The organism is Brevundimonas sp. UYEF29 (assembly GCF_040546195.1).
In the GTDB taxonomy this organism is placed as follows: Bacteria; Pseudomonadota; Alphaproteobacteria; order Caulobacterales; family Caulobacteraceae; genus Brevundimonas; species Brevundimonas huaxiensis.
Genome location: NZ_JBEPNH010000010.1, coordinates 39,874 through 64,485, shown reverse-complemented (window position 1 = coordinate 64,485; position 24,612 = coordinate 39,874). Strand labels below are relative to the sequence as shown.

Sequence of the window (24,612 nt, the reverse complement as noted above, 5' to 3'; positions counted from 1 at the left end):
CGCGCGTTAAAGCCAGCAGACCCGTCTTGGAGTGATCTCATGCGTAGCCTGTTCATCGCCGCTCTTGCTGTCGCCGCCGCCAGTCCGGCGTTGGCCCAGAGCGACTTTCCCGAGGCGCCGGCCGCTGAAATGTCAGGGCGGCCTATGGGCGGTCAGATGCGGCCGCCGGAGCGCGAAAACCTGGCCCAGATGCAGGCGCGCATGACCCAGATGTTCAATCGTCTGGACGCCAATGAAGACGGCGTGGTCGATGCCAGCGAATTGGCCAATGCACGCGGCGGTCGGATGCTGGCGCGCTTCGACGCCGATGCGGACGGACGCATTACTCGCGAGGAATTCGATGTGGGCCTCGCCGCCGCCTTCAAGGCGATGGACAAGAACGGCGACGGCGTGGTGACGGCGGACGAGCGGCCGCAGCGTCCCCGCTGAAGTCAGACGACGGGCGTCTTCAGCGGCCCGCCCGCGAAATGCGCCTGAAGATTTTCGATCAGCAGCATCAGCATGCCCTGCACTCCGGCGGTCGTGGCCCCGGCGGTGTGGGGCGTCAGAATGACATTGGGAACGTCGGCCCAGCGGGCTGGATCTGTCGGCTCCTCGATGAAGACATCCAGGGCCGCCTGACCCAATGTCCCTGATCTCAGTGCGGCGATCAGGGCGTCCTCGTCCACGACCTGACCGCGCGAGACGTTGACCAGCAGGCCGTCGGGGCCGAGCGCCTCGATGATGTCCCGCGAAATCAGGCCGCGATTGGTCTCGTCCGCCTTGCAGGCGACGACCAGGATGTCGCTGGCCTTGGCGAGCGCCAGCAGGCTGTCGGCGCGCGGCCATTTGGCGTCATGGGGACGTGGCCCCCACCAACTGACCGCCATGCGGAAGGCCTCGGCGCGGTCGGCGACGGCCTTGCCGATGTGGCCCAAGCCGACGATGCCCAGCTTCTGTCCGGCGAGCGACGTCGTGATGGTGCGGGTCTCGAAGGTCCAGCCGCCAGCGCGGACCTGACGGTCGCCCGAGGCGATCTGGCGACGCGCGGCCAGGATTAGGCCCAGGGCGTGATCGGCGACATCTTCGTGATTGACGCCTGGCGCGTGGGTGACGGGCAGGCCGCGCTGGCGGCACCAGTCGATGTCGATCCCGTCATAGCCGGAGGTGAAACAGGCGATCAGGTCGAGATTGGGCAGGCGTTCGATCAGCGCCGTGTCCAGCGGCGCCTCGCCGGCGACGACCATGACGCGGATGTCGTGGGCGGCCTCGATCGGCGGGCCTTCCCAGAAGCGATAGACGTCGTAGGCGCTCTCCAGAAATCCCGAGAGCGGGGCGAGATGCCGCTGCATGATGAGAACGGCGGGGCGTTGGGTCATGCGCGGACCTCCACAAGGTGTACGCCTTCCGAAAGGCGCTGCTCGATCTGAGACCATTTCGGCTCGAGCCAAGCGATCAAGGCGCGTCGGGTCGCGTTTCCAAGTCGAAGCCAGACGACTTGTGGGCCTGACCGACGATCCGCCGCCCAAATCGCGAAGTCGCGATCCTTCGTGATGACGATCCGATCCTGATCCTTGGCCAGGGACCAGATCGCCTGGTCGGGCGCGCTGACCGTGAGAAGCTCTGAAACGTGGTCCGCTGCGTGACCCTGCGCTCTTAGCCAGTCGGTCAGGGCGAGGGGCAGCTGGGCGTCCACGATGAAGTTCACGCGGCGATCACGCCGGTGTCGCCGATGCTGGCTGCGGCGTAGGCGAGGCTGGCTCTTATGTCGTCAGCTTCGAGATAGGGAAAGTCGGCCAGAATTTCGTCATGGCTTGCCCCGCCTGCCAGCATATCCAGCACATCCTGCACACGGATGCGCATGCCCCGGATGCAGGGGCGGCCCCCGCATTGGGCGGGATCGATAGTGATGCGGGACAGAAGATCGTTCATGTCCCGCATCCTATCACAGTTCGATCAGCGGCCGAACTTCTGGTGCTGGATGCGCTTGGGAATGATGCTGTCGGCGCCCAGGCGACGCATCTTGTCCTGTTCGTAGGCTTCGAAGTTGCCCTCGAACCATTCCACATGGCCGTCGCCCTCGAAGGCGAGGATGTGGGTGGCCAGGCGGTCGAGGAACCAGCGGTCGTGGGAGATGACCACGGCGCAGCCCGCGAACTCTTCCAGAGCCTCTTCGAGGTTCTGCAGCGTTTCGATGTCAAGGTCGTTGGTCGGTTCGTCGAGCAGGATCAGATTGCCGCCCGAAGCCAGGGTCTTGGCCAGATGGACGCGGTTGCGCTCACCGCCGGACAGCTGGCCGACCTTCTTCTGCTGGTCGCCGCCCTTGAAGTTGAAGCTGCCGACATAGGCGCGGGTGTTGATCTCGCGCTTGCCGACCATCATCACGTCGGTGCCGCCCGAGATGGCCTGCCAGATGGTTTCGTCTGGCTTCAGGTCGTCGCGCGACTGGTCGACATAAGCCAGTTTGACCGTCTCGCCGACGCGGATCGAACCGCCGTCTGGCTGTTCCTGGCCGGTGATCAGCTTGAACATGGTCGACTTGCCGGCGCCGTTCGGGCCGATGACGCCGACGATGCCGTTGGGCGGCAGTTTGAAGGTCAGGTTGTCGAACAGGACCTTGTCGCCGAACGACTTCTGCAGACCCTCGACTTCCAGAACGACGTTGCCGAGGCGCGGTCCGGGCGGGATCTGGATGTGAGCGTGCGTCTGGGCGCCGCGCATCGATTCCTGTTCCTCGACCATCCGCTCGTAGGCGGCCAGACGGGCCTTGGACTTGGCCTGACGGGCCTTGGCGCCCGAACGGACCCATTCCAGTTCGCGGGTGAGGGCGCGCTGACGCGCTTCGGATTCCGACTGCTCCTGCACGACGCGCTTCTGCTTGGCCTCCAGCCAGCTGGAGTAGTTGCCCTCGTGCGGGTGGCCCTTGCCGCGGTCCAGCTCCAGCGTCCACTTGGTCACCTGATCCAGGAAGTAGCGGTCGTGGGTGACCAGGATGACGCAGCCGGGGAAGTTCTCCAGGTGGTGCTGCAGCCAGGCGACGGATTCGGCGTCCAGGTGGTTGGTCGGTTCGTCCATCAGCAGCATGTCGGGCTTGGACAGCAGCAGACGGGCCAGGGCCACTCGGCGCTTTTCACCGCCTGACAGGTTGGTGACTTCCCAGTCGTCGGGCGGGCAGCGCAGGGCGCCCATGGCCTGGTCGATCCGGGCGTCGATGTCCCAGACGTCGCCAGCGTCGATCTTTTCCTGAAGGGAGGTCATCTCCTCCATCAGTTCGTCGGTGTAGTTCTCGCCCAGTTCGGCGGCGACTTCGTTGAAGCGGTTGACCCACTGCTTCTCTTCGCACCAGGCCTCGACGTTCTGACGCACGTTCAGGGCCGGATCGAGTTGGGGCTCCTGCTCCAGATAGCCGCGCTTGATGCCGTCGGCGGCGCGGGCCTCGCCGTTGAACTCGTTGTCCAGGCCGGCCATGATCTTCAGCAGGGTGGACTTACCCGAACCGTTCACGCCGACGACGCCGATCTTGGCGTCGTTGTAGAAGCTGAGCCAGATGTTCTCGAAGATCTTGCGGCCGCCGGGGAAGGTCTTGGTCAGACCCTGCATCTGGAAAATATATTGCTGCGCCATGAGGTGCGGTGCGCCCTTCGGGTTTCGTCGGATTGGGAGGTTTGGCCGGATGTAGCGATCCTGCGCGAGAAGGGCAAATATGGCGGGCAGGCGGCCGGACGGAACGGCTGTAAAGCTTGTCCGTTGATGACAGTCCCACGCCTTGATCCGGCCCGAAACCGGGTGCGGAATGGCGTCATTCTACGCTTGCCAGTCTCGGATGCCCCAGTCTCGGATGCCCATGAAGACCCGATCGATCGTGCTCGCCGCCGCCTTCGCCCTGTCGGCGTGCGGCAATCCCTCGAACTCCAAGGCGCAGGAGGGCGAGTTCGCCCAGCCGACGCGCACCGCCCCGGCCGATGCGGCGGGGATGAAGTCCAGCTTCGCGCCCGTGGTGCGATCGGCTGCGCCAGCCGTGGTCAATATCTCGGCGCGCAGCGTGCAGCGAGTGCAGGCCGATCCCTTCTTCCAGTTCTTTGGCGGCGGCATTCCCCAGGCGCGGGTGGCGGAATCCGTGGGTTCCGGCGTCATCGTCCGTTCGGACGGGATCGTGGTGACCAACAACCACGTCATTGACGGCGCCCAGCAGATCAAGGTGGTGCTGAACGACCGGCGAGAGTTTCCCGCCACCGTCATCCTGGCCGACGAGCGCAGCGATATCGCCGTGCTGAGGCTGGAAAACGTCAGCGATCGGCTGCCGGTGCTGGCCATCGACGATCAGGAAGAGCAGCAGGTCGGCGATCTGGTCCTGGCCATCGGCAATCCGTTCGGCGTGGGCCAGACGGTGACGAACGGCATCATTTCGGCCCTGAACCGGACCGAGACCGGCATTTCCGACAGCGGGTCCTTCATACAGACCGACGCAGCCATCAACCCCGGCAATTCGGGCGGGGCGCTGGTGGACATGGACGGCGATCTGATCGGCATCAACACCGCCATCTTCTCGCGCTCGGGCTCCTCGGCCGGGGTCGGCTTCGCCGTGCCGGCGGCCATGGTCAAGCGGGTCGTCGACAGCGCCCTGGGCGGCGCGACGGCTGTGGTTCGGCCCTGGCTGGGCGTGAAGGGCGACACTGTGACTGGCGACATCGCCGGCAGCCTGGGCCTGAGCCGGCCGCAGGGACTGGTCGTCACTGACGTCTACGCCAACGGTCCGGCCGCGCGCGCCGGCATTCGTCAGGGCGACGTCATCACCGCCGTCGATGGTCAGGAGATCAACGACCAGAACGGGCTGAACTACCGCGTCGGCTCGCGCAATCCGAACGATCAGGTGCAGGTGTCCATTCTGCGCGACGGTCGGGCGCAGACCCTGACCACGCGGGTGCAGACCCTGCCGGGCGACGCCGACCCCAAGCAGGGGGTGACGATCCAGTCCGGCCCCTTCGCCGGCGCCGAGGTCGTGGCGCTCAGCCCCGCTCTGGCGGACCGCTTGGGCGGCGATCCGTTCGCGACGGGCGTCATCGTGACCGGCGTGTCCGGCCGTGGCTATGCGGCCCGTGCGGGCTTCCGCCAGAACGACCTGATCGTCAGCATCAATGGCCGCGCGATCGGCTCGGCTCGTGATGTCGAAGCCGCCAGTTCCGGTCGCGGGCCGTGGGAGGTCGTCGTCAACCGTGGCGGCCGTCAGATCCGCGGCGTGTTGCGATAGATCGTCAGGCCTTTGTCGGCCCGCCGATCGACCAGGTGTGGCCGAAGGGGTCGCGCAGGACGCCGTAGCGGTCGCCCCAGAATTGGTCGGCCATGTCCAGAACGGGTTCGGCGCCGCCGACGGTCATGGCGCGGGTCCACCAGGCGTCGGGATCGGCGACCTGAAGGTGCAGGGTCACGCCGGCCGGGCGGACATCTTGGCAACCGCCGTATTCCGGAAACTCGTCATTCAACATGACGCTGGCGCCGTTGATCCTCAGGTGGGCGTGCATCAGCCGATCGCCGTCGTCGGCGAGACGGCGATCCAGAACCTCGGCGCCGAAGGCGATGATGTAGAAGTCGATCGCCGCAGACGCCCCGCGCGACGGGATGGTCAGGTGGGGCGTCACGCCAGAAGTCGGACCCTGGTTCGGATTGGCGTCGGTCATGGGGCGGTCTCCGTGGCGGTTCGCCATACTGACGCGTGAAAAGCCTTTGGCGAACGCCTACATAGGTCGCACCCATGAGCGACCTGTTCGAAGCTTCCGGCATTCTGCCCCCCGACGCCCCATTGGCCGACCGCCTGCGTCCGCGCACGCTGGACGAGGTGGTGGGGCAGGATCATCTGCTGGGGCCAGGCGGGCCGATCCGGCGCATGATCGAGGCCGGGCGGTTGGGATCCATGATCCTGTGGGGACCGCCGGGAACGGGCAAGACCACGATTGCGCGGCTGCTGGCCCAGGCGGCGGGATACGAATATCAGGCGATCAGCGCGGTGTTTTCGGGCGTCGCCGACCTGAAAAAAGCGTTCGAGGCGGCGCGGATGCGGCGGGCGGCGGGACAGAGCACGCTGCTGTTCGTCGATGAAATCCACCGCTTCAACCGCGCCCAGCAGGACGGGTTTTTGCCATTCGTCGAGGCAGGCGTGGTGACCCTGGTCGGGGCCACGACCGAGAACCCAAGTTTCGAGCTGAACGGGGCGCTGCTGTCGCGTAGCCAGGTCTATGTGCTGAAACGTCTGGACGACGCGGCGCTGGACCAACTGCTGGCGCGGGCCGAAGCGCATATGGAACAGCCTCTGCCGCTGACGCCCGAGGCGAGGCAGGCGATGCTGGCCCTGGCCGACGGCGACGGGCGGTATCTGCTGACGATGTCGGAGGTGCTGTTCGACCTGCCTGAGGGCGAGCGGTTGGACGTTCAAGGGCTGGCGGGCGTGCTGCAACGCCGTGCGCCCGCTTACGACAAGTCGAGAGAAGAACACTACAACCTCATATCCGCGCTGCATAAATCGGTGCGGGGGTCGGACCCGGATGCGGCGCTGTACTGGCTGGCGCGGATGCTGAACGGGGGCGAGGACCCGCTTTATCTGGCGCGGCGGATCGTGCGGATGGCGGTCGAGGACATCGGCGAGGCCGACCCGCTGTCGATCCTGGTCGCCAATGCGGCCAAGGACACCTACGATTTCCTGGGCAGTCCCGAGGGTGAATTGGCCTTGGCTCAGGCGGTGGTGCACCTGGCCACGGCGCCCAAGTCGGTCGGGGTCTATGAGGCGTTCAAGGCGGCCAGGAAGGCGGCCTATGAGACAGGGTCGCTTATGCCGCCCGCCCATATCCGCAACGCCCCGACCAAGCTGATGAAGTCGCTGGGGTACGGCAAGGGCTATCAATACGACCCCGACACGGCCGAGGGCTTTTCGGGCGCGAACTTCTTCCCAGACGAGATGGAGCGTCGCACCTTCTATAAGCCCAAAGGCGAGGGGCACGAAGAGAAGGTCAAGGCGCGTCTGGAGCGCTGGGCCGAGATGCGAGCACGGATGGCGGTGGACGGCCAGGCGGACTGACCTCTAGAAGCCCCCGATGACCGACCGCCAGCCCGTCGCCTTGTCCGAAGACGAAATCGCCGCCGTCCGGTCGTGGGTGATCCACGAGGATGCGCACGTCATCGCCTTCTCAAAGCCGCCGGGGCTGTCCAGCCAGGGCGGGCGGATCAAGGCCCATACGCTGGACGACCTGCTGTGGGCGTTTGCGCGTTCGAACGGCAAGCGGCCGGAGCTGGTGCATCGGCTGGACCGGGACACCTCCGGCGTGATCCTGGCGGCCAAAACCAAGCCGGCGGCCAGTTTTCTGGGCAAGGCGTTGCAGATGCGGCGTTTCAGGAAACAGTATCTGGCCCTGCTGTCGGCCGCGCCGGAGCCCAAGGCGGCGACCATCGACGCGCCGTTGCGCCGCGAGGAAATCGGGCGCGAGAGTTATATGCGGGTCGTCGCCTTTGACGCGCCGGGCGCGCAAGGGTCGCAGAGCCGCTATCGGACCTTGGCCGCAGGACCTGAAGGGGCCGTGGTCGAGCTGGAGCCGCTGACCGGGCGGATGCATCAGCTGCGTGTGCACATGGCCCATATCGGTCGGCCGTTGATCGGGGACGTGCGCTACGGCGGCGCCCTGACCACGCCGGTCGGGCCGGCGCCGCGCCTGATGCTGCACGCTGCTAAACTGAGCTTTCCGCATCCCGAAGGCGGGACGACGACGGTCGAAGCGCCGCCACCCGAGGATTTCGCCAAGCTGAAGACGGCGCTGGGTCTTTAGGGCGCGGGCGCTTCAGGGAACGCCGTGCGCGCTTTGGCGCTATGTCGTTGAAAGGATACCTCCGATGAAGCGTCTCGCCCTCGCCCTGACCGGTCTTTCCGCCCTGGCTCTGACCGCCTGCGCCAGCCTGGCGCCCTATGGCGCACAGATGGGCCCGAACGGGCAGGGGTATTCCGAGCAGCGGATCGAATCCAACCGCTATCGTGTCACCTACAACGGCGTCGGCGCCGCGGGCCGTGTCGCCGATTGGGCGCTGGTGCGCGCTGCCGACCTGACCACCGAACAAGGCTACGACTGGTTTGAGGTGACGCAGAGCTGGACCGATGGCCGGCCGGGAGGCGCGGGCGGCGTCAGTCCGAGCGTCTCCATCGGCGGCGGCAGCAGCCGATATGGGGGCTATTCGGCCTCGGGCGTCGGCGTGGGCGTCGGTCTGAACTTCAGTGGGCCGCAGCCGACCTCGACGACGCTGGAAGTCGTTTTGGGACGCGGCCAGAAGCCGGATCGTCCGAACGCCTATGACGCGCGCGCGGTCCAGAGCGCCATCCCGCGCTGACCATCGCTTTCGGCGCGGGCGGCGTATATATCGCCGCACGATGACACGTTTTCTTCTCGTTGCGGCAGGGGGGGCTATCGGCTCCATGGCGCGCTATGGCCTGGGCCTTGCCGCCGGGCGGTTCGCGCCCAATGCCGGTTGGCCCGTGGGCACCTTCGCCGCCAATGTCGCCGGGGGCCTGCTGATGGGTTTGCTCGTCGGCTGGCTGGCGTTCCGGGGCGGGGCGCAGCAGGAGATGGTGCGTCTGTTCGCCGCCGTCGGCGTGCTGGGCGGGTTCACGACCTTTTCGTCCTATTCGCTGGAAGCGGTGCAGATGATCGAGCGCCGCCAGATCGGCCTGGCCGCGGCCTATGTGATCGGCTCGGTGGTTCTGGCGATCGCGGCCCTGTTCGTCGGCCTGATGGTCGCCCGCCGCGCCTTTGGAGTTCCCGCTTGACCGATCAGCCGCCCGCAGCAGATGCGCCCAAGCGCGAAGTCCTGACGATCTATGTCGCCGAGGACGAGGACGGCATCCGGCTGGATCGTTGGTTCCGCCGGCGCTGGCCGCACCTGTCCAACATCCAGGTGCAGAAGATGGCCCGCAGCGGTCAGATCCGCGTGGACGGCGCCCGCATCAAGCCCGAGGGGCGATTGACCGCCGGCGCCGCCGTGCGCGTACCGCCGATCCCCGACGACACATCACGACAGGCGGGCGACGCCCACACCCTGTCGGAAAAGGACATCGCCTTCGCCAAGTCGCTGGTGCTGTACGAAGACGACATGGTCATCGCCTTGAACAAGCCGCATGGCCTGGCGGTGCAGGGCGGGACCAAGACGAGCCGTCACGTCGATCGTCTGCTGTCGGCCTGGGGCGAGGGATTGGAGCGGCCGCGTCTGGTCCACCGGCTGGACCGCGACACCTCGGGCGTCCTGCTCTTGGGCAAGGGGCCGGAGGCGGCCAAGCGTCTGTCGGGCGCCTTTGCGCGGCGGCAGGCCAAGAAGACCTATTGGGCCATCGTGATCGGCAATCCGAAACCCTATTCGGGCCAGATCGACATGCCGCTGAAGAAGACCGGCATCAACGACTTCGAGATGATGCGCCCGGCCGAGCGCAAGGACCCGCGCGCCGAACCGGCCGAGACGGCGTTCAGCACCATCAGCCGCGCCTCGCACCGGGCGGCGTGGATGGCGCTGCGCCCCTTCACCGGCCGGACGCACCAACTTCGGGCACACATGGCGGGGATCGGCCATCCGATCCTGGGCGATCCGAAATACGGCGACGAGAAATCGCGCGAACTGTCGGGCCCCCTGAAGCTGCAACTGCACGCTCGCAGCATCGAACTGGATCATCCGCGCGGCGGCGTTCTCACGGTCACGGCCCCCTTGAGCCCCGAGATGAAAGCCGGCTTCGCCCACTTCGGCTTCTCCGAGGATGAGGCCGAAGACGATCCGTTCCTGGGCGTGAAGCGAATCCGGTGACGTCGGGCCTCCAAGCGCTGGTTTGGCAGGCTACGGTCGAAGGGGCCAAGGCTCTGGCCGCCGCCGGGCGGCTGAACGCGGCCTTGGATATGCTGGCGCCGATAGTGCAGCAGGCCGATGCGCCGTGGCAGGCCTTGTCAGTGCAGGCCGATCTGATGAAGCGGGCGGGGCGTCTGGACGACAGCGCGGCGCTGTCGCAGCGCCTCATCGCCGTTCGGCCGCAGAGCGTGCCGGCTTGGCATAATCTGGCGTCCACCTTCGGCGATCTCGGGCGGGCGGCCGAGGCCGAGGTCGCGTGTCGCGCCGCCATGTCCATCGGCGGGGATGCGCCGGAAACCTGGCTGGTGCTGGCGCGGGCGCTGCAGTCGCAAAGCCGCTTCGACGAGGCCGAGAACGCCTATCGTCAGGCGCTGCTGCGGCGGCCCGGCTATGGCGACGTGTTGCGCGATCTCAGCCAGTTGATCTGGATGCGGGATGCCGATCTGGAGGGCGCCTGCGCGCCGCTGGACGCCGCCATCGCCGTTTCGCCGGCGACGCCCTTGCTGCGCCAGATCAAGGCGAAGCTGCTGGAATATGCAGGGCAGGGCGAGCGGGCCTATCACACCCTAGTCGCCGGGCCGCTGGATGGGCCGGGAGAATTGGCGGCGGCGCAGGCGTGCCTGACGCGGGACCCGCGTCGGGCGCTGGACCACGCAAATCGGGCGGCGGCGCTGGCCGGCGGCGAGGTCGCGGCGATTATGGTGACCCAGGCCGAATGTCTTCTGGCGTTGGGCGAGGCTAAGGCGGCGCTCGCTACCATTGAAGCGCTAAGGGCGCGCGAGCCGCTGAACCAGCATGTGCTGGCCTTTCAGGCGACGGCGTGGCGGATGTTGGGCGATCCTCGATATCGTGAACTGTATGACTACGACGCCTTCGTGCGGCCGTGTCGGCTGGAGGCGCCGGAAGGGTGGGCGTCGCTGGAGGCCTATCTGGTCGATCTGGCGAAGGCGCTGCACGATCTGCACACATTGAAGACTCATCCGGTAGGCCAGTCGCTGCGCGGGGGATCGCAGACCAGCGCGTCCCTGGCCCAGAACGACAATCCGGCCATTCGCGCCTTCTTCCAGGCCATCGACAAGCCGATCCGCGACTATATGGCGGCGCTGGGCCGTGGCGACGATCCGCTGAGAGCGCGCAATACGGGCGACTATCGCGTCCAGGGCAGTTGGTCGGTGCGGTTGAGGCCGAACGGATTTCACGCCGACCATATCCATTCGAACGGCTGGCTGTCCTCGGCCTGCCATATCGAACTGCCGCCGGCGGTGCAGGGCGAGGGGCGCGAGGGCTGGTTGCGGTTCGGCGCGCCGCCCGGCCTGCCGAGCTTGGCGGCAGAACACTATGTGCAGCCCCAACCCGGCACCTTGGTGCTGTTTCCTTCCTATATGTGGCATGGCACCCAGCCGTTCGGCGGCGAGGCGTCGCGTCTGACCCTGGCGTTCGACGTCGTGCCGGCCTGATTCCAACGGACCTTCTGATGACCGATCAACCCGCCCCGCATCGTCCGCGTTTCGTCGAACAGTCGCCGGATCGCATCTCCCGCTTCTGGACCGAGGTGGGCGTCGGGCCGCATGCAGACGGGGCCTGGGCCGTGTTGCTGGATGGGCGTGAGCCGAAGACGCCGGCCAAGGCGGCGCTGGTCTTGCCGACGCAGGCTGCGGCGCAGTTGGTCGCCGACGAATGGGCGGCCCAAGGGCAGTTTCTGGATCCGTCGACCATGCCGGCGACGCGCTTGGCCTCGACCGCGATCGACCGGATCGGTCAGGCGCGCGATGCGGTGGCGGACGAGATCGCCGCCTATGCCGGATCGGACGTGGTCTGCTATCTGGCTGAGCATCCGACGCCGCTGGTCGAACGGCAGGCGCGGGGGTGGGGTCCGTGGCGCGATTGGGCCGCGCGCGAGATGGGTGTGGTGCTGGAGCCGGTTGAAGGCATCGTGCATCGGTCGCAGTCGCCGGACGCTATCGCCAAGGTGAAAGCGCATGCCCTGTCACTGGACGACTTCCGCCTGACCGGACTGGCGACGGCCGTGCCTCTGCTGGGGTCGGCCGTATTGGCCTTGGCGGTGGAGCAGGGGGCGTTGGATGGCGGGGCGGCGTTCGACCTGTCGCGGATCGACGAGCTGTTCCAGGAAGAGCAGTGGGGCGTGGACGCCGAGGCCGCCGAACGCACCGAGGCGCGCCGCGCCGAAGCGCAACTGCTGGATCGGTGGTTCAGAGCGCTCGATTAGGGCGCTGGAGGCGTCGTCGAGGCCGCGATCAGCATCGCGCGTTCCTGATTGGTCAGGTGACGCCAGCGGCCCTCGGGCAGGTCGCCCAGCTCCAGCGGGCCGATGCGGATGCGATAGAGATCCACGACCTTCAGCCCGACCAGTTCGCACATGCGTCGTATCTGGCGATACTTGCCTTCGGTCAGGATGAAGCGAAGGCTTTGCGGACCTGTCTGGGTGACGCGGGCGGGCTTTAGCGGCTTGTCGTTCAGCGACAGGCCGTGGCGCAGCTTGCTCAGCTTGCCTTCGGTGATCTGGCCTTCGACGACGACCAGATATTCCTTGTCCAGCTCGGACGCCGGGCCGATCACCGCCTTGGCGACGACGCCGTCCGATGACAGCAGCAGCAGGCCGCGTGAATCCTCGTCCAGCCGACCGATCGGGGGCAGGGAGGCGTCTCGCGCAGGCGTCTCGCCCTCGCCGATACGATTGGGCGTCTTCAGCAATCGCACGGCTGGGATCTTGCCCGGATCGGGCTGACCCGAGACGTAACCGACCGGCTTGTGCAGCACCAGGGTCAGGCCCGTCGCCAAGGCCGCCTGGGCGGTGTCGTTCAGCGTCAGGGTCTCGCCCGGTTGAATCTTTCGGCCGGCGTCGCTGATCGTCTCGCCGTTGATGGAGACCAAACCGTTGGCGATCAGGGTATCGGCCTCGCGCCGCGAACAGACGCCGGTCTGGCCCAGCCACTTGTTCACGCGAACGGGTTCGTCGCCGTCATAGGTGCGGGTGAAGGCCATGCGATTCCGTCGTCCAGTCGATGCGGGTGTCTAAAGCCGGGCGGGATCGCGAGCAAGCGGGGCGCCGTTTTCAGGATCAGCAAGGCGAGTCCGTTCAAACTGGCAGGTTGATCCACATGGGATCGTCACTATATCTGGCGGCATTCCACAAATGACCCAGAGTGCGGGACGACACGCGTCGGGCCCGTCGATTTTCGTTTTTCTGGTCATCGGCGTGGGTGGTTCGACAGCGTCGCTTGTCGGACCTGTATCAGTATTGAAACATCTCAAGGAGACGTCTTGTTCGCTCAAAACAAATCTTCCGCAGCCCCCCGTCGCACTGGCTACAACCGTCCTGTTCCTACCCGTCTGCGCATGGGGCTGGTGATGCGGCGTGACATGGCGTTTGGCGAGTTAGGCGACATGGAGGGCGCGTTGCGGGCCGAGGGCGTGGGCCTGGCCCCGATCTCGACGGGCGACGCCAGCCTGATCGCCGGCGGCGTGACCGTGCTGGCCACCGCAACGGCCAAGGACATCGCCGAGGGGCGTCTGAAGGGTCTGGTCGTGCCAGGCGGTTCGACGGACGAGGCGCCGCTGGCGGCCGTGCGGTCGCTGATCGACCTGGCGCGCGCCAACGGCCTGACGGTCATCGCCTTCGCCGACGGCGTCACGCTGGCGGCAGAGAGCTTCGGCGTGCCGGCCCAGGCGGATGGGGCAGTGTTCAAGGACGGGGCGGTGACCCTGCTGAACGAGCGGGCCGAGTTGTCCAAGCTGGTCGGCGCGATCGGCTGATCAGACGGCGCGAAACAGCAGGATGAGGTTGTTCGCCGGCATCTGAACCCGCAGCGTGGCCGCAAGGCCATGTGAGCGGGCCACGGCCTCGACCGCTTCGCGCTCACGCAAGCCCCATTCCACGTTTCGCGCCTTCAGGCTGGCGTCGAAGGCCGCGTTCGACTCCGCCAGCGGAACCTCGGCCTCGCGGTAGGGGCCATAAAGCGCCAGCAGGCCGCCGGGGCGTCTCAGGACCCGACCGGCCAGATCCATCAGCCCCTCGGTCGCCGACCAAGGGCTGATGTGCGTCATGTTCGCACAATAGAGAGCGTCGAACGTGTCGGTCGGCCAGGTCATAGGATCGCTTGCGTCGAGGGCCAACGGCGGGTTTAGGTTCGACACAGCGAGCTGACGGCTCCAGGCTTCGATGCTGTCGCGGGCCTGGTCGCTGGGGTCGCTAGGCGTCCAATCCATATCCGGCAGGGCGGCGGCGAAGGCGGCGGCGTGCTCGCCCGATCCGGACGCGATCTCAAGCACCGATCCACGCGCCGGCAAATGGGCGCGGAGCACGCGAAGAATCGCCTCGGCGTTTCGACGCGCGGCAGGCGAGGTGAGCGCGCCGTCAGGCAGGACAGTGAGCGAATCCAGTGTTTGCACAGGCCCTTCTACCGCTGCGACGGCGCTCTCGCATCTGCGATCTTTTGCCGACGACACCGGTAGACATCGGCGCTTTCGTGCGCGGTTTGACGTGGCGGAAACGACGGCGCATTCCGCTTGTAACAGTGTGTGATCGTTATGTGTCGGGTCATGGCGGCGTCAGATCGCCGGGCTCTTTTTGCTCAGGAGACGTCCTTGTCCAATCTTTCCACGCCCGGCTTGCGCCCGGCGCCCACCGCCCATGCCGGGCTGATCGCTTGGGTCGAGCAGATCGCCGCCCTGACCAAGCCCGCCAAGGTTCATTGGTGCGACGGCTCCGAGGCCGAGAAAGAGGCCATCACCGCCGACCTGGTGGCCAAGGGCACGCTGAAGACGCTGGATCAGACCAAACGGCCCGGCTGCTACTACGCCGCCTCCGATCCCCGCGACGTCGCGCGCGTCGAGAGCCGCACCTTCATCTGCTCGGATGACCAAGCTGACGCCGGCCCGACCAACAACTGGGCCGATCCGATCGAGATGCGTGAGCGTCTGGACGGTCTGTTCGACGGCTGCATGGCCGGGCGGACGATGTATGTCGTCCCGTTCTGCATGGGCCCGCTGGGGTCCGAGATCAGCGCCCTGGGCGTCGAGATCACCGACAGCGGCTATGTCGCCCTGTCGATGGGGGTGATGACCCGGATGGGCAAGCCCGCGCTGGATCAGCTGGGCGACAAGGGGGTGTTCGTGCCGGCCGTCCATACGCTGGGCGCGCCGCTGGCCGACGGTCAGGCGGACGTGGCCTGGCCCTGCAACGACGACAAGTGGATCGTGCATTTCCCGGAGACGCGGGAAATCTGGTCCTACGGCTCCGGCTATGGCGGCAACGCCCTGTTGGGCAAGAAATGCTACGCCCTGCGCATCGCGTCGATCATGGCTCGCGACGAGGGATGGCTGGCCGAGCACATGCTGATCCTGAAGCTGACGGATCCGAAGGGCCGGGCGAAATACGTCGCCGCCGCCTTCCCCAGCGCGTGCGGCAAGACGAACCTGGCCATGCTGCAGCCCAGCCTGCCGGGCTGGACCGCCGAGACCATCGGCGACGACATCGCCTGGATGCGGTTCGGCGACGACGGACGGCTGTATGCCGTCAATCCCGAGGCCGGCTTCTTCGGCGTCGCGCCGGGCACCAGCCGCAACACCAATCACAATGCGCTGGAGACCCTGGCCTCCAACACCATCTTCACCAACACCGCCCTGACCAACGATGGCGACGTGTGGTGGGAGGGTCTGACCAAGGAGACGCCCGAAGGTCTGACCGATTGGAAGGGGCGTCCGCACGATCCCGCGTCCGGCGAACCCGCCGCCCACCCCAACGCCCGTTTCGCGGCGCCCGCCAGCCAATGCCCGGCCATCGCGCCGGAATGGGAAGATCCCAGGGGCGTGCCGATCGACGCCATCCTGTTCGGCGGGCGTCGCGCCAGCGCCGTTCCTCTGGTGACCGAAGCCTTCGACTGGGAGCACGGCGTCTTCATGGGCTCGACCGTGGCGTCCGAAGGCACGGCGGCGGCCGAGAACAAGGTGGGCGAACTGCGCCGCGATCCCTTCGCCATGCTGCCCTTCTGCGGCTACAACATGGGCGACTATTTCGCCCACTGGCTGAAGATGGGTCAGGGGCGAGACGCCTCGAAGCTGCCGCACATCTTCTTCGTCAACTGGTTCAGAAAGGATCAGGACGGCCGTTTCGTCTGGCCCGGTTTCGGCGACAATGCGCGCGTGCTGAAGTGGATCAGCGAGCGGATCGACGGCGACGCCGAGGCGGTCGATACGGCGGTCGGGCGCGTGCCGTCAGTCACGGCCTTGGACCTGTCAGGCCTGGACCTGACGCCGGCGCAATTGTCGACCCTGCTGGACGTGGATGCGGGCGTCTGGGTCGAAGAGGCGGCGCTGATCCCCGACTTCTATCGCCAGTTCGGCGATCGACTGCCGACCGCCCTGTGGAACCAGCACGCGGCCCTGGTCGCGCGTCTGGACGACGCCGGCGCGGCCTCGATGGCGGCGGAATAGGCGAAAGCCATCTTGCAATAGGGGCGTTGCGGGTCGATCAGACGGCCCGTGACGTCTTCCTCTCCCATCGTGATTATCGGCGCGGGCGTGCTGGGCCTCTGCACGGCGTTCGAGCTGCATCGGCGCGGCCGGACGGTGTTGGTGGTCGATCCGGGCGAGGTGAACGCCTCGCTCGTGGCTGCGGGGATGATCGCCCCGGCGATGGAGTCGGCAATCGACGACGTGTCGGTTGATCGCGCCCGGCTGTTTCAAGCAGGCCGTGATTTGTGGCCCGCGTTCGCGACGGCAGCCGGTATCGCTCTGGCGCATCGACCCGCCGAATGGCGAGGCGGCGATGTGAAGGGGATGGAGACGCGGTTGCGCGCGCTGGGCTTCGACGCGCGGCGCGATGGCGTCGGCGTCACGACCGATGACGATTATCAGGTCCAGCCAGCACAGGCTCTAGAGGCGCTGAGGCAGTCGCTGGGCGAGGCTGTGATCGCGGGAAGGGTGACGACGATCGCCCGCACCGATGGCGGCTGGCGGCTCGAAGTCGGCGATCAGCGGCTGGATGCCGAGGCGGTCGTACTGGCCACCGGCGCCGGTGACGCTGTCGCGGGTCTGCCCGAGGCCGCGCGCCGTTTGATCGCAGATATTAAGCCGATCCGCGGACAGATCGGCGTCGCAGCCGGACATCTTGTCGATCATGTCGTGCGCGGGCCGGGCGCCTATGTCGCGCCGATGGCGTCTGGCGCGGCCATCGGAGCGACGATGGAGCCGGGGCGGCGGGATACGGCGCCGGATGCCGAGGCGTCCGAACGCCTGACCCAAGCGGCGTGGACCGCGCTGGGTCGGTCGCCTGAGCCGCTGTCTATCGAATGGCGCGTCGGCATCCGAGGCGCGACGGCGGATGGTCTGCCCCTCGCGGGCGTGGCGCCTGGTGAAGAGGGTCTGTTTTTGGCCTTGGCGCCGCGTCGAAACGGATGGCTGCTGGGGCCCTTGGTCGGCGCCGTGGTCGCCGATGCGATCGAGGGGCGGACGGCGTCGCCGCACGCCCGCGCCCTCGACCCTGGTCGGTTCTAGCCCTCCATCGCGAACCGGACGGTGAAGTTGACGGTCGCGCCGTCGACGGGCCGGCCGTCCACGGTGCGCGGGTTCATGCGGAACGACCGCGTCAGGCTCTGCGCGGCGCGGCCGAAGCCCTGGCCGCTCGGCGTCTCTCCCACGACCCGGCAGCCGGTCAGGCCGCCGTCCGCATTGACCACGCAACTGAGCGTGGCCGAGCCCGGCGTGCCGTTTTCCGCCGCGCGAGTCGGATAGGCCCGCGCCATCTGCGCCGCCGATGGGCGACTGGCCCAAGATGGATTGTTGATCACCGAAGGCGGACGCGGTGGTGTCTCGACCGTCGCCGTGCCGCCTTCGACGCCGGTGGGGGCGGTGCTGACGATCACTTGTCCGGGCGGCGCCGTGTTGGACGCGTTCTCTGGCGGGGTGAGTGCGATTGTCGGCACATCGACAGGAACGGTCAGCGCCGGCTTGTGGATTGGCGTCGGCGGGGCGGCCGTAACCGTGGGCGGAAGCGGCTTGGGCTCCGGCAGCCTTTGGAAGACGATATCGATGGGATCATCGGGCTTCACTGGTGGCGTCAGCCCACTCAGCTCGAACCGTTGATTATAAAGCGCCACCCCCGCCGCCACGTGCAGGACCACCGAGACGCCGATGGCGCCCAGCATCCACCGCGGGATAGGCTTCTTGCGTTCCCCGAAGTCGATCGGGCTGATCAAGCCGGGACCACCGGCGGCACGGATCATCATAATGTCACTCCCTCGTTCACCGCCCCCGCAGCGCCCGTAACTGGAAGTTGAGCGCTCAGGTTGTGGCGGCTTTACGGCGAAGTTTTCCCGTTCGACGAAGGTCTAGGCGTTAACGTGGCTGTTAAGAATTAAGAGTTGATTAACTACGTTCGCCGACCCTTCGCACATGGGTATCGGAGCGATTCCATCGACTGGCGGGGTAGAGGCGGCCATCCGGCGCGCGTCGAACGCCGTCGGCGTGGACTATGACTTCCTGGTCAAGACCGCGCGGCGCGAGAGCGCGATGAACCCGTCGGCCAAGGCCCCGACCTCTTCGGCCGCCGGCCTGTTCCAATTCATCGAACAGACTTGGCTGGGCACGGTCAAGCAGCACGGGGCCCAGCACGGCTATGGCCAGTACGCCGACCTGATCCATCGCGGTTCGGACGGGCGTTGGCGCGTCGACGGTTCGGCGCGCAATGTGGTGCTGGATCTGCGGTTCGATCCTCATGCGGCCTCGACCATGGCGGCTGAGTTGACGGCGTCCAATGCCGCCTATCTGCGCGGACGTACGGGCAAGGAACCGGGCGCAGGCGATCTGTATGCGGCTCATTTCCTGGGGCCGGCTGGGGCCGCCGGTTTGATGGAGGCGATGGATCGCAATCCGGGCGGCAGCGCCGCAGCTCTGTTCCCCGATGCTGCGCGGGCCAACCGCAGCATCTTCTATCGCAATGGACGCGCCGCCACGGTCGCTGAGGTCCACGCCAATCTGCAGCGCACGGCTGGCGAGGGCGCACCCGCCGCTGGAACCGGCGAGACGAAATACGCCGTGCCGAACCTTAGCGACAAGGACCAGATGCTGGCCGCGCGTCTGGATAGGTTGAAGCAGGATCAAGGCCTTCTGGCTCTACTGCTCGGTCAGGATGGATCGTCCAGCAGCGGCTTCGGCGGCGCTTTCTCGCCAAATGGCAAGGAATCGACCTGAGTCGTTGCATTGCAACCGATGGTAAACCGCCCGTTAAGCATGGCAGTCTCATTCTGGGATCAACGTCCGATTCCATCATGAGCCGTCCATGACCGCCTTCCGCGCCCGCCTGACAGAAGTGGACATTCGACGCCTGATCAAGGCGACGGACGACGATGAGCGGGCCGAGGCGGCGCACAAGCTCTGCCGCAATATGGAGCGCGCGGAACTGAATGAGGACGACAGGGCGGCGGCGCAGAAAATCCTGCGTCTGCTGGCCAATGACGCCGCCGAACTGGTGCGTCGCGCTATGGCCGTGACGCTGAAGGCGTCCGATCTGATTCCCAACGACGTGGCGCGCAAACTGGCCGGCGATCTGGACAGCATCGCCCTGCCGATCATCGCTTCCTCGCCGGCGTTCAGCGACGAGGATCTGATCGAGATCGTGCGCGCCGGATCGGTCGTGCGTCAGGTCGCCGTGGCGGGGCGGGCGCGGGTGTCGCGCGATGTCGCAACCGTGCTGGCGGCCGAAGGATGCGAGCAGTCAGTTCGCACCTTGGCGGCGAACGACAACGCCGATCTGTCCGAAGGGGCGCTGGCGACCGTCGTCGATCGTTTCGCCGAAGCGCCCGAAGTCCTGACCGCGGTGGCTTATCGCCAGGTCCTGCCGCTGCATGTGACCGAGCGGTTGATCCAACTGGCCAGCGAGGCGGTGCGCGAACATTTGATCAGCCATCACGCTGTGGCGCCGGAAACCGCGATCCGTCTGGCCCAATACTCTCGTGAGCGGATGACGGTCGATCTGGTCGATCAGGCCAGCGTCAGCGCCGATCTGGCGGCCTTCATGGCCCAGCTCAACGCCCGTCGCGTCCTGAACGCATCGCTGCTGCTGCGCGGACTGGCGCGGGGTCAGATGGCGATGTTCGAATATGGGCTGGCCGAACTGGCCAACACGCCCCATCACCGCGCCTGGCTGATGGTGCATGACGCCGGTCCGCTGGGGCTGAAGGCAATCTATGATCGCGCGGGATTGCCGCCGCGCCTGTTCCAGGCCTTCCGCGCGGGCGTCGACACCTGGCGTGCGCTGGCGGCGGAGGGGATCGATACGTCGAGCGCCTATTTCCGCGATCAGATGCTGGAGCGGTTCCTGACCCAGCGTCCGGCCGTGCTGCGCGACGATCTGGCGTATCTGATGGAGCGGCTGGATCAGTCGCCGTCGCTCAGCCTGGCCGCCGCCAACGCGGCCTGATCCTGAGAGCCTGATTCACGGCATTGACGAGATCGCGAAGCGATTCTTCTCAACCGATCAGGCTACAAGAAAAAAGGCCCGCCGGAGACGACGGACCTTTCGCAAACGGCTGGAGGGACTTCAGCCTGCGAGGTGATCTGCGACGCGGGCTTCCAGAGTCTCGGCCAGGGCGCGGCCGGTCGGATGTTCGTCAGTCTTAATCTGGTCGCGGACGACGGCGCGGATGGCGTCGATGTGTGCGTCCAGGATGGCGATGGGCGCAGTCATGCGGCGATCGGCGTCGTCCAGCATCTTGCACAGCGAACCGGCGATGCGGGTCACCAGCGGATACTCGTATGTCGTGCCGAGGCCCTTCAAGTCATGGGCGCGGAAATACAGGGCCTCGGCGGTGGCGGGGGAGTAGCCCTGCTCACGGATGTCGGCCTGGGCCTTGTCCAGCTTGACGATCTCGTCGTTCAGCCATTGGCCGAACTGGGCCGACATGGCTTTCAGCGCCTCCTCAGCCTTGGCGATGGCGTCGGCGTTGATGCCGAAGCCGCCGCCGACCTTGAGCCGCAGCGAGTTGGTCGGAGGGGTGATCTGCGCCGGATTGCTCATGGCGGGCTCCATAGGACGTTCGCCCCAAGATACGGTAGCGGGCTTAAGAAGCCGTGACCGATCAGTTAGCGAACTGTTCGGCCATCACCCGCTCGTCGAACGACCGGCCCGCATCGAAGAGCATGGTCAGGGTGACGTCACGACGCTCGCGCACCTCCACACGTGCGACGCGGCGGACCTCGAAGTTGTCGGCGGTCGCCGAGACCGGGCGTTTGTCGGCCTCCAGAACCTCGAACCGCACCTTGGCGCCGTGCGACAACAGGGCGCCGCGCCAGCGACGCGGCCGGAAGGCGCTGATCGGCGTCAGAGCCAGGATGCGGGCGTCCAGCGGGATGATCGGGCCGTGCGCCGACAGATTGTAGGCGGTCGATCCTGCAGGCGTCGCCACCAGGCAGCCGTCGCAGGACAGTTCTTCAAGCCGTACGCGTTCGTCGACGGTGATCCGCAGCTTGGCCGACTGGCGCGTCTGGCGCAGCAGCGACACCTCGTTGATGGCCAGGCCGGTGTGAACCTCGCCGCTTTCGGTCCAGGCATCCATCTGCAGCGGGTGGATGACGGTCTTTTCGGCCGTCGCGATCCGCTCCAGCAGACCGCTTTCGTCGTAGTCGTTCATCAAAAAGCCGACCGACCCCCGGTTCATCCCGTACACGGGCGTACGCTGGCGCAGATTGCCGTGCAGGGTTTCCAGCATCTGCCCGTCGCCGCCCAGGGCCACGATCACATCGGCCTGGTCTTCGGGCACGGCGCTATAGCGGGCGATCAAGGCCTTGCGCGCCGCCTGGGCTTCGGGCCGGTCGCTGGCGACGAAGGCCAATCGGGGCGATGACGGCAGGGGAGGGGAGCTTGACTGAGTCACTTGGCGACGTGGCCCGAGCTTGGGCGCAGAGTCAAACGGTCGCGGGCTTGTGCATCATCTGATGGAAGGCGCGAGAGGCGGCGTGCGCGCTCATCGGCGTCGCCTTCCAGCCGCCGTCGGCAGGCATTCCGCCCGAAAGCTTGCGCACCTCGACCAGAAGGGAGGCGAAGACAGCCTTATCCACGCCCACGGCGATGCAGGCCAAATAAAGCGGCTCGGCGGTTGGAGCCCGGATGGCGTGATGCACCTGAGCCTCGCTGAAGCCGCCGAGAACCGCCAGCGTCTGTTCGAACAGTTCGAAACGCTGTTCCCGCAGCGCGCGGACCAGCAGGCCGGGGCGCAGTTGACCGGCGGATTGAAGTTTTTCCACCAGTCGTCGTTCCGCGTCGATGCGTGTGCGATCCTCGGTCATCCGGGCGGGCATGGCGCGCCAGTCCGGGCTGCCGACGGCCTTCGCCGCCGCGTCCTGAACCGCCGCGTTCAACTGGGCGTCGTCGATGCGGAAGCGTTCGCCGATCGACTGGCGCAGAGCCTGGCCGACCCATTGATAAAGCTGCTGAGCCAACTGTTCGTTCAGCCTGGGGTGACGCGTCAGCGGCGCGCGCAGGCCCGCGATGCGGCGGGAGTGATCGACCAGCTTGCGCATGGCCTCCTCGCCAATGTCGGCCGTGCGGTTGGACGCCAGCGCCGTCATGGTGACGGGTTCGGCGCGATCGACGATGGTGTCCACGACCGGCCGCGCCAGCTGCGGGCGCCGGGCGACGGCGATCTGATGCTCCAGCGTCGCCTCGATCAGCAGGCGTATCAGGTCGGCGTTTTGAAGAAGCGGGCTGGAGGTAATGATCGGGCGGGCGATCTCGATCTCATCCAGCGCCAGCATATTGACCAGGGCAGGCGGCGCCCAATCGACGCCCGCGATCCGTTCGGACAGGGCCAGTCGAATATCCCGCTCGGCCTGGGCCGTCAGAGCGAGGAAGATGTCGCTGAGAAGCGGCGCGACCTTGGGCGGCGGCGGATTGGATTCACACAGCGAGGTGACTTTCAGCAGCAGACGCTGACGGTCGTCGGCCGAACGGCTGCTGGCCAGCGCCAGAAGCTCAGACACAGTCCGGTCGTCCCAGGCGTCGCGGGGCGGCTCCAGTTGAACGACAGACAAGGCGGCTCCCCGAACCGGCGACGATGCTTAACCATATGCTTGCGTGATGAAGACCGGGTTAAGCAAGGCGGTTGCAGCGGGTGACGTGACGTCAACGGCGGCCGTGTCGGCTTGACGACGCGACCGCGCGGGGTGACGGTTTGTAAAAGCCCATCCAGAGGCAGGAGGAAATCATGGCGGACGGAACCAGTCCCTCGATCAAGTCGCGCGTGTCGGAGGCCGAATGGCAGGTCCGCGTCGAGCTGGCGGCCCTCTATCGGCTCGTCGCCCTGAACGGTTGGGACGACATGATCTTCACCCATATCTCGGCGCGCGTGCCCGGGCCGGAGCATCATTTCCTGATCAATCCCTACGGCTACTACTTCGACGAGATCACGGCCTCGTCGCTGGTGAAGGTCGATCTGGAAGGGAACATCGTCCAGGACACGCCCTATTTCATCAATCCGGCGGGCTTCACGATCCACTCGGCCGTCCACGCCGCGCGCGAGGACGCCAAGTTCGTCATCCATCTGCATACGGTGAACGGGGTGGGCGTCGCCGCTCAGGCCGAAGGTTTGCTCCCCGTCAGTCAGAACGCGTGTTTACTGCAGCATCAGGTTGCGTATCATGGGTACGAGGGGTTGGCCCTGAACCATGACGAACGCGAACGTCTGGTCGCCGACCTGGGGGACAAACCGCTGATGCTGCTGCGAAACCACGGCACGCTGGCGGTCGGGGAAACGGCGGCTCAGGCATGGATCGGCATCTTCTTCCTGGAGAGGGCCTGCGCGCAGCAGGTTGCGGCTCTGTCTGGCGGGCGCGAGCACATCTTGTTGGCGCCGGACGAGGCGCAGGTCGAGACCAAGGAGCAGGGGCGCGGCATCGGCTTCATCTCGTCTCTGGCCTGGCCGGGCGCGTTGCGACAGCTGGATCGCAAGTCGCCGGGCTACGACGCCTAGTTCCCTTTATCGCGGGGGCGCTGGTCCTCGCGGCGCTGACGCCGACCCAAGCGCTCGCCGGCACCTGGACCCAGCCGAAGGGTAAGGGCCAGGCCATCGTCAAATACGAGCGGCTGAGCGCCGATACCGGCTTCGACGCTGCTGGCGAGGAGGGTGATCTGCCTGGGCGGCGGCGTGACGCGACATTGGGCGTGTTCGCCGAATACGGCGTGTCGGATCGGCTGACGCTTCAGCTGAAGGCGGACTGGCAGGACGGTGAGGACGCCTTCGTCGATTACAGCGGGCGCGGCCCCATCGAGATCGGCGCAACTTGGCAGGTCTGGCGCGACGACCGGAACGCCGTCAGCCTTTACGGCGGCTATACCCAGGCCGGGGAGGGGCGCAACGCCGGCTATGCCGCGCCGGGCGTCGGCGATCACGATTGGGAGGCGCGAGTTTCGGTCGGCCGATCCCTGGGCGGCATTGGCGAGCGCTGGGGAATGGACGGCGCATTCGTCGAGCTTCAGGCCGCACGCCGTCTGCGTGACGGCCTGCCGGATGAAACCCGCATCGACGCCACGGCAGGCACACGGATCGGCGAGGATTGGACGGTGCTGGGTCAGGCGTTCGGCGGCGCGGCCGACGGCGGCGCGCGCTGGCTGTCTCTGGAAGCCTCGGTCGTGCGTGATTTCGGCGCGTGGAGCGTGCAGGCGGGATGGAGACGAACCGTCGCAGGCCAGGAAATTCCAATCAGCCGTGGGCCCGTTCTCGCGATCTGGCGAAGATTTTAGGGAAGATTTCTGCGACGGAA

At 66.8% G+C, this 24,612-nt stretch carries 27 protein-coding genes; 16 read left to right on the top strand and 11 right to left on the bottom strand.

Annotation, left to right across the window (positions count from 1 at the left end; genetic code table 11):
- The first annotated feature begins 39 nt into the window (after positions 1–39).
- Positions 40–429, top strand: a complete 390-nt coding sequence (locus ABIB58_RS13960) for an EF-hand domain-containing protein (RefSeq protein ID WP_354041750.1) — start codon at positions 40–42, stop codon at positions 427–429.
- Between the two features lie 2 nt (positions 430–431).
- Here the strand turns inward: ABIB58_RS13960 and ABIB58_RS13955 are convergent, their stop codons facing one another.
- The 4 genes from ABIB58_RS13955 to ettA are packed head-to-tail and all read right to left on the bottom strand — an operon-like array spanning position 432 to position 3,603.
- Positions 432–1,358, bottom strand: a complete 927-nt coding sequence (locus ABIB58_RS13955) for a 2-hydroxyacid dehydrogenase (RefSeq protein WP_354041746.1) — start codon at positions 1,356–1,358, stop codon at positions 432–434.
- On the bottom strand, positions 1,355–1,687 hold the full coding sequence (locus ABIB58_RS13950) for a DUF5615 family PIN-like protein (RefSeq protein WP_354041743.1): 333 nt from the start codon (positions 1,685–1,687) through the stop codon (positions 1,355–1,357). The genes ABIB58_RS13955 and ABIB58_RS13950 overlap by 4 nt, the downstream gene beginning before the upstream one ends.
- A complete protein-coding gene (locus ABIB58_RS13945; RefSeq protein WP_354041739.1) occupies positions 1,684–1,911 on the bottom strand; it encodes a DUF433 domain-containing protein in 228 nt (75 codons plus the stop codon). The genes ABIB58_RS13950 and ABIB58_RS13945 overlap by 4 nt, the downstream gene beginning before the upstream one ends.
- 24 nt (positions 1,912–1,935) lie before the next feature.
- Entirely contained in the window at positions 1,936–3,603 is a 1,668-nt protein-coding gene (gene ettA / locus ABIB58_RS13940; protein WP_161639376.1) for an energy-dependent translational throttle protein EttA, read from the bottom strand.
- Between the two features lie 220 nt (positions 3,604–3,823).
- Here ettA and ABIB58_RS13935 point away from each other — a divergent pair, with 220 nt between their 5' ends.
- On the top strand, positions 3,824–5,227 hold the full coding sequence (locus ABIB58_RS13935; protein WP_185224777.1) for a Do family serine endopeptidase: 1,404 nt from the start codon (positions 3,824–3,826) through the stop codon (positions 5,225–5,227).
- 4 nt (positions 5,228–5,231) lie between these two features.
- On the opposite strand, the gene ABIB58_RS13930 is transcribed toward ABIB58_RS13935, so the two are convergent.
- Positions 5,232–5,654, bottom strand: a complete 423-nt coding sequence (locus ABIB58_RS13930; RefSeq protein ID WP_354041730.1) for a VOC family protein — start codon at positions 5,652–5,654, stop codon at positions 5,232–5,234.
- 74 nt (positions 5,655–5,728) lie between these two features.
- On the opposite strand from ABIB58_RS13930, the gene ABIB58_RS13925 reads away from it, so the two are divergent.
- From ABIB58_RS13925 to ABIB58_RS13895, 7 genes are all read left to right on the top strand, one after another.
- Entirely contained in the window at positions 5,729–7,045 is a 1,317-nt protein-coding gene (locus ABIB58_RS13925) for a replication-associated recombination protein A (RefSeq protein WP_354041726.1), read from the top strand.
- 16 nt (positions 7,046–7,061) lie between these two features.
- A complete protein-coding gene (locus ABIB58_RS13920; protein WP_354041722.1) occupies positions 7,062–7,787 on the top strand; it encodes an RluA family pseudouridine synthase in 726 nt (241 codons plus the stop codon).
- A gap of 64 nt (positions 7,788–7,851) precedes the next feature.
- Positions 7,852–8,340 carry a CC0125/CC1285 family lipoprotein gene (locus tag ABIB58_RS13915; protein WP_295234736.1) on the top strand — a complete coding sequence of 163 codons (489 nt, stop codon included), beginning with the start codon at positions 7,852–7,854 and terminating at the stop codon, positions 8,338–8,340.
- A gap of 40 nt (positions 8,341–8,380) precedes the next feature.
- A complete protein-coding gene (gene crcB / locus ABIB58_RS13910) occupies positions 8,381–8,776 on the top strand; it encodes a fluoride efflux transporter CrcB (RefSeq protein ID WP_354041717.1) in 396 nt (131 codons plus the stop codon).
- Positions 8,773–9,798 (top strand): RluA family pseudouridine synthase, encoded by a 1,026-nt coding sequence (locus ABIB58_RS13905; RefSeq protein ID WP_354041713.1) that lies wholly within the window; start codon positions 8,773–8,775, stop codon positions 9,796–9,798. Before crcB ends, ABIB58_RS13905 begins: the two co-directional genes overlap by 4 nt.
- Positions 9,795–11,294, top strand: a complete 1,500-nt coding sequence (locus ABIB58_RS13900) for a putative 2OG-Fe(II) oxygenase (RefSeq protein WP_354041710.1) — start codon at positions 9,795–9,797, stop codon at positions 11,292–11,294. Before ABIB58_RS13905 ends, ABIB58_RS13900 begins: the two co-directional genes overlap by 4 nt.
- 17 nt (positions 11,295–11,311) lie before the next feature.
- Positions 11,312–12,064, top strand: a complete 753-nt coding sequence (locus ABIB58_RS13895; RefSeq protein ID WP_354041707.1) for an ATP12 family chaperone protein — start codon at positions 11,312–11,314, stop codon at positions 12,062–12,064.
- Here the strand turns inward: ABIB58_RS13895 and ABIB58_RS13890 are convergent.
- Positions 12,061–12,840 carry a pseudouridine synthase gene (locus tag ABIB58_RS13890; protein ID WP_354041703.1) on the bottom strand — a complete coding sequence of 260 codons (780 nt, stop codon included), beginning with the start codon at positions 12,838–12,840 and terminating at the stop codon, positions 12,061–12,063. The two genes, ABIB58_RS13895 and ABIB58_RS13890, sit on opposite strands and share 4 nt — an antisense overlap.
- Before the next feature lie 279 nt (positions 12,841–13,119).
- Between ABIB58_RS13890 and ABIB58_RS13885 the strand changes: the two genes are divergently transcribed.
- Entirely contained in the window at positions 13,120–13,611 is a 492-nt protein-coding gene (locus ABIB58_RS13885) for a hypothetical protein (RefSeq protein WP_354041700.1), read from the top strand.
- Here the strand turns inward: ABIB58_RS13885 and ABIB58_RS13880 are convergent, their stop codons facing one another.
- The gene (locus tag ABIB58_RS13880; protein WP_354041695.1) at positions 13,612–14,247 is read right to left on the bottom strand and encodes a DUF938 domain-containing protein; all 636 of its coding nucleotides are present in this window, start codon (positions 14,245–14,247) and stop codon (positions 13,612–13,614) included. It lies immediately after the preceding gene.
- A 195-nt stretch (positions 14,248–14,442) separates the two neighbouring features.
- Between ABIB58_RS13880 and ABIB58_RS13875 the strand changes: the two genes are divergently transcribed.
- Complete coding sequence (locus ABIB58_RS13875; RefSeq protein WP_354041691.1) at positions 14,443–16,290, top strand: phosphoenolpyruvate carboxykinase (GTP); 1,848 nt, start codon at positions 14,443–14,445, stop codon at positions 16,288–16,290.
- Between the two features lie 48 nt (positions 16,291–16,338).
- Positions 16,339–17,352, top strand: coding sequence for an NAD(P)/FAD-dependent oxidoreductase (locus tag ABIB58_RS13870; RefSeq protein WP_354041688.1), 1,014 nt, complete (start codon positions 16,339–16,341; stop codon positions 17,350–17,352).
- On the opposite strand, the gene ABIB58_RS13865 is transcribed toward ABIB58_RS13870, so the two are convergent.
- The gene (locus tag ABIB58_RS13865) at positions 17,349–18,083 is read right to left on the bottom strand and encodes a TonB family protein (RefSeq protein WP_354041685.1); all 735 of its coding nucleotides are present in this window, start codon (positions 18,081–18,083) and stop codon (positions 17,349–17,351) included. The two genes, ABIB58_RS13870 and ABIB58_RS13865, sit on opposite strands and share 4 nt — an antisense overlap.
- 166 nt (positions 18,084–18,249) lie before the next feature.
- On the opposite strand from ABIB58_RS13865, the gene ABIB58_RS13860 reads away from it, so the two are divergent.
- Both ABIB58_RS13860 and spbR read left to right on the top strand, forming a co-directional pair.
- The gene (locus ABIB58_RS13860; protein ID WP_354041682.1) at positions 18,250–19,047 is read left to right on the top strand and encodes a transglycosylase SLT domain-containing protein; all 798 of its coding nucleotides are present in this window, start codon (positions 18,250–18,252) and stop codon (positions 19,045–19,047) included.
- Between the two features lie 88 nt (positions 19,048–19,135).
- Positions 19,136–20,275 (top strand): SpbR family protein, encoded by a 1,140-nt coding sequence (spbR, locus tag ABIB58_RS13855; RefSeq protein WP_354041679.1) that lies wholly within the window; start codon positions 19,136–19,138, stop codon positions 20,273–20,275.
- Between the two features lie 120 nt (positions 20,276–20,395).
- Here spbR and ABIB58_RS13850 read toward each other — a convergent pair whose 3' ends face one another.
- The 3 genes from ABIB58_RS13850 to ABIB58_RS13840 all read right to left on the bottom strand — a co-directional run bounded on the left by ABIB58_RS13850 (position 20,396) and on the right by ABIB58_RS13840 (position 22,884).
- A complete protein-coding gene (locus tag ABIB58_RS13850) occupies positions 20,396–20,872 on the bottom strand; it encodes an Hpt domain-containing protein (RefSeq protein ID WP_354041677.1) in 477 nt (158 codons plus the stop codon).
- Between the two features lie 61 nt (positions 20,873–20,933).
- Entirely contained in the window at positions 20,934–21,728 is a 795-nt protein-coding gene (locus tag ABIB58_RS13845; protein WP_502909775.1) for an NAD kinase, read from the bottom strand.
- Positions 21,729–21,759: 31 nt separating this feature from the next.
- Complete coding sequence (locus ABIB58_RS13840) at positions 21,760–22,884, bottom strand: DUF2336 domain-containing protein (RefSeq protein WP_354041670.1); 1,125 nt, start codon at positions 22,882–22,884, stop codon at positions 21,760–21,762.
- A gap of 173 nt (positions 22,885–23,057) precedes the next feature.
- On the opposite strand from ABIB58_RS13840, the gene ABIB58_RS13835 reads away from it, so the two are divergent.
- Positions 23,058–23,822, top strand: coding sequence for a class II aldolase/adducin family protein (locus tag ABIB58_RS13835; protein WP_354041666.1), 765 nt, complete (start codon positions 23,058–23,060; stop codon positions 23,820–23,822).
- A 191-nt stretch (positions 23,823–24,013) separates the two neighbouring features.
- The gene (locus ABIB58_RS13830; protein ID WP_354041827.1) at positions 24,014–24,592 is read left to right on the top strand and encodes a hypothetical protein; all 579 of its coding nucleotides are present in this window, start codon (positions 24,014–24,016) and stop codon (positions 24,590–24,592) included.
- The last annotated feature ends 20 nt before the right edge of the window (positions 24,593–24,612 follow it).

Coding starts and splice junctions, on each gene's coding strand:
- crcB (WP_354041717.1), top strand. CDS start 8,381: ATGACACGTTTTCTTCTCGTTGCGGCAGGGGGGGCTATCGGCTCCATG.
- ABIB58_RS13865 (WP_354041685.1), bottom strand. CDS start 18,083: ATGATGATCCGTGCCGCCGGTGGTCCCGGCTTGATCAGCCCGATCGAC.
- ABIB58_RS13850 (WP_354041677.1), bottom strand. CDS start 20,872: ATGAGCAATCCGGCGCAGATCACCCCTCCGACCAACTCGCTGCGGCTC.
- ABIB58_RS13860 (WP_354041682.1), top strand. CDS start 18,250: ATGGGTATCGGAGCGATTCCATCGACTGGCGGGGTAGAGGCGGCCATC.
- ABIB58_RS13890 (WP_354041703.1), bottom strand. CDS start 12,840: ATGGCCTTCACCCGCACCTATGACGGCGACGAACCCGTTCGCGTGAAC.
- spbR (WP_354041679.1), top strand. CDS start 19,136: ATGACCGCCTTCCGCGCCCGCCTGACAGAAGTGGACATTCGACGCCTG.
- ABIB58_RS13930 (WP_354041730.1), bottom strand. CDS start 5,654: ATGACCGACGCCAATCCGAACCAGGGTCCGACTTCTGGCGTGACGCCC.
- ABIB58_RS13915 (WP_295234736.1), top strand. CDS start 7,852: ATGAAGCGTCTCGCCCTCGCCCTGACCGGTCTTTCCGCCCTGGCTCTG.
- ABIB58_RS13835 (WP_354041666.1), top strand. CDS start 23,058: ATGGCGGACGGAACCAGTCCCTCGATCAAGTCGCGCGTGTCGGAGGCC.
- ABIB58_RS13955 (WP_354041746.1), bottom strand. CDS start 1,358: ATGACCCAACGCCCCGCCGTTCTCATCATGCAGCGGCATCTCGCCCCG.
- ABIB58_RS13945 (WP_354041739.1), bottom strand. CDS start 1,911: ATGAACGATCTTCTGTCCCGCATCACTATCGATCCCGCCCAATGCGGG.
- ettA (WP_161639376.1), bottom strand. CDS start 3,603: ATGGCGCAGCAATATATTTTCCAGATGCAGGGTCTGACCAAGACCTTC.
- ABIB58_RS13895 (WP_354041707.1), top strand. CDS start 11,312: ATGACCGATCAACCCGCCCCGCATCGTCCGCGTTTCGTCGAACAGTCG.
- ABIB58_RS13935 (WP_185224777.1), top strand. CDS start 3,824: ATGAAGACCCGATCGATCGTGCTCGCCGCCGCCTTCGCCCTGTCGGCG.
- ABIB58_RS13925 (WP_354041726.1), top strand. CDS start 5,729: ATGAGCGACCTGTTCGAAGCTTCCGGCATTCTGCCCCCCGACGCCCCA.
- ABIB58_RS13960 (WP_354041750.1), top strand. CDS start 40: ATGCGTAGCCTGTTCATCGCCGCTCTTGCTGTCGCCGCCGCCAGTCCG.
- ABIB58_RS13920 (WP_354041722.1), top strand. CDS start 7,062: ATGACCGACCGCCAGCCCGTCGCCTTGTCCGAAGACGAAATCGCCGCC.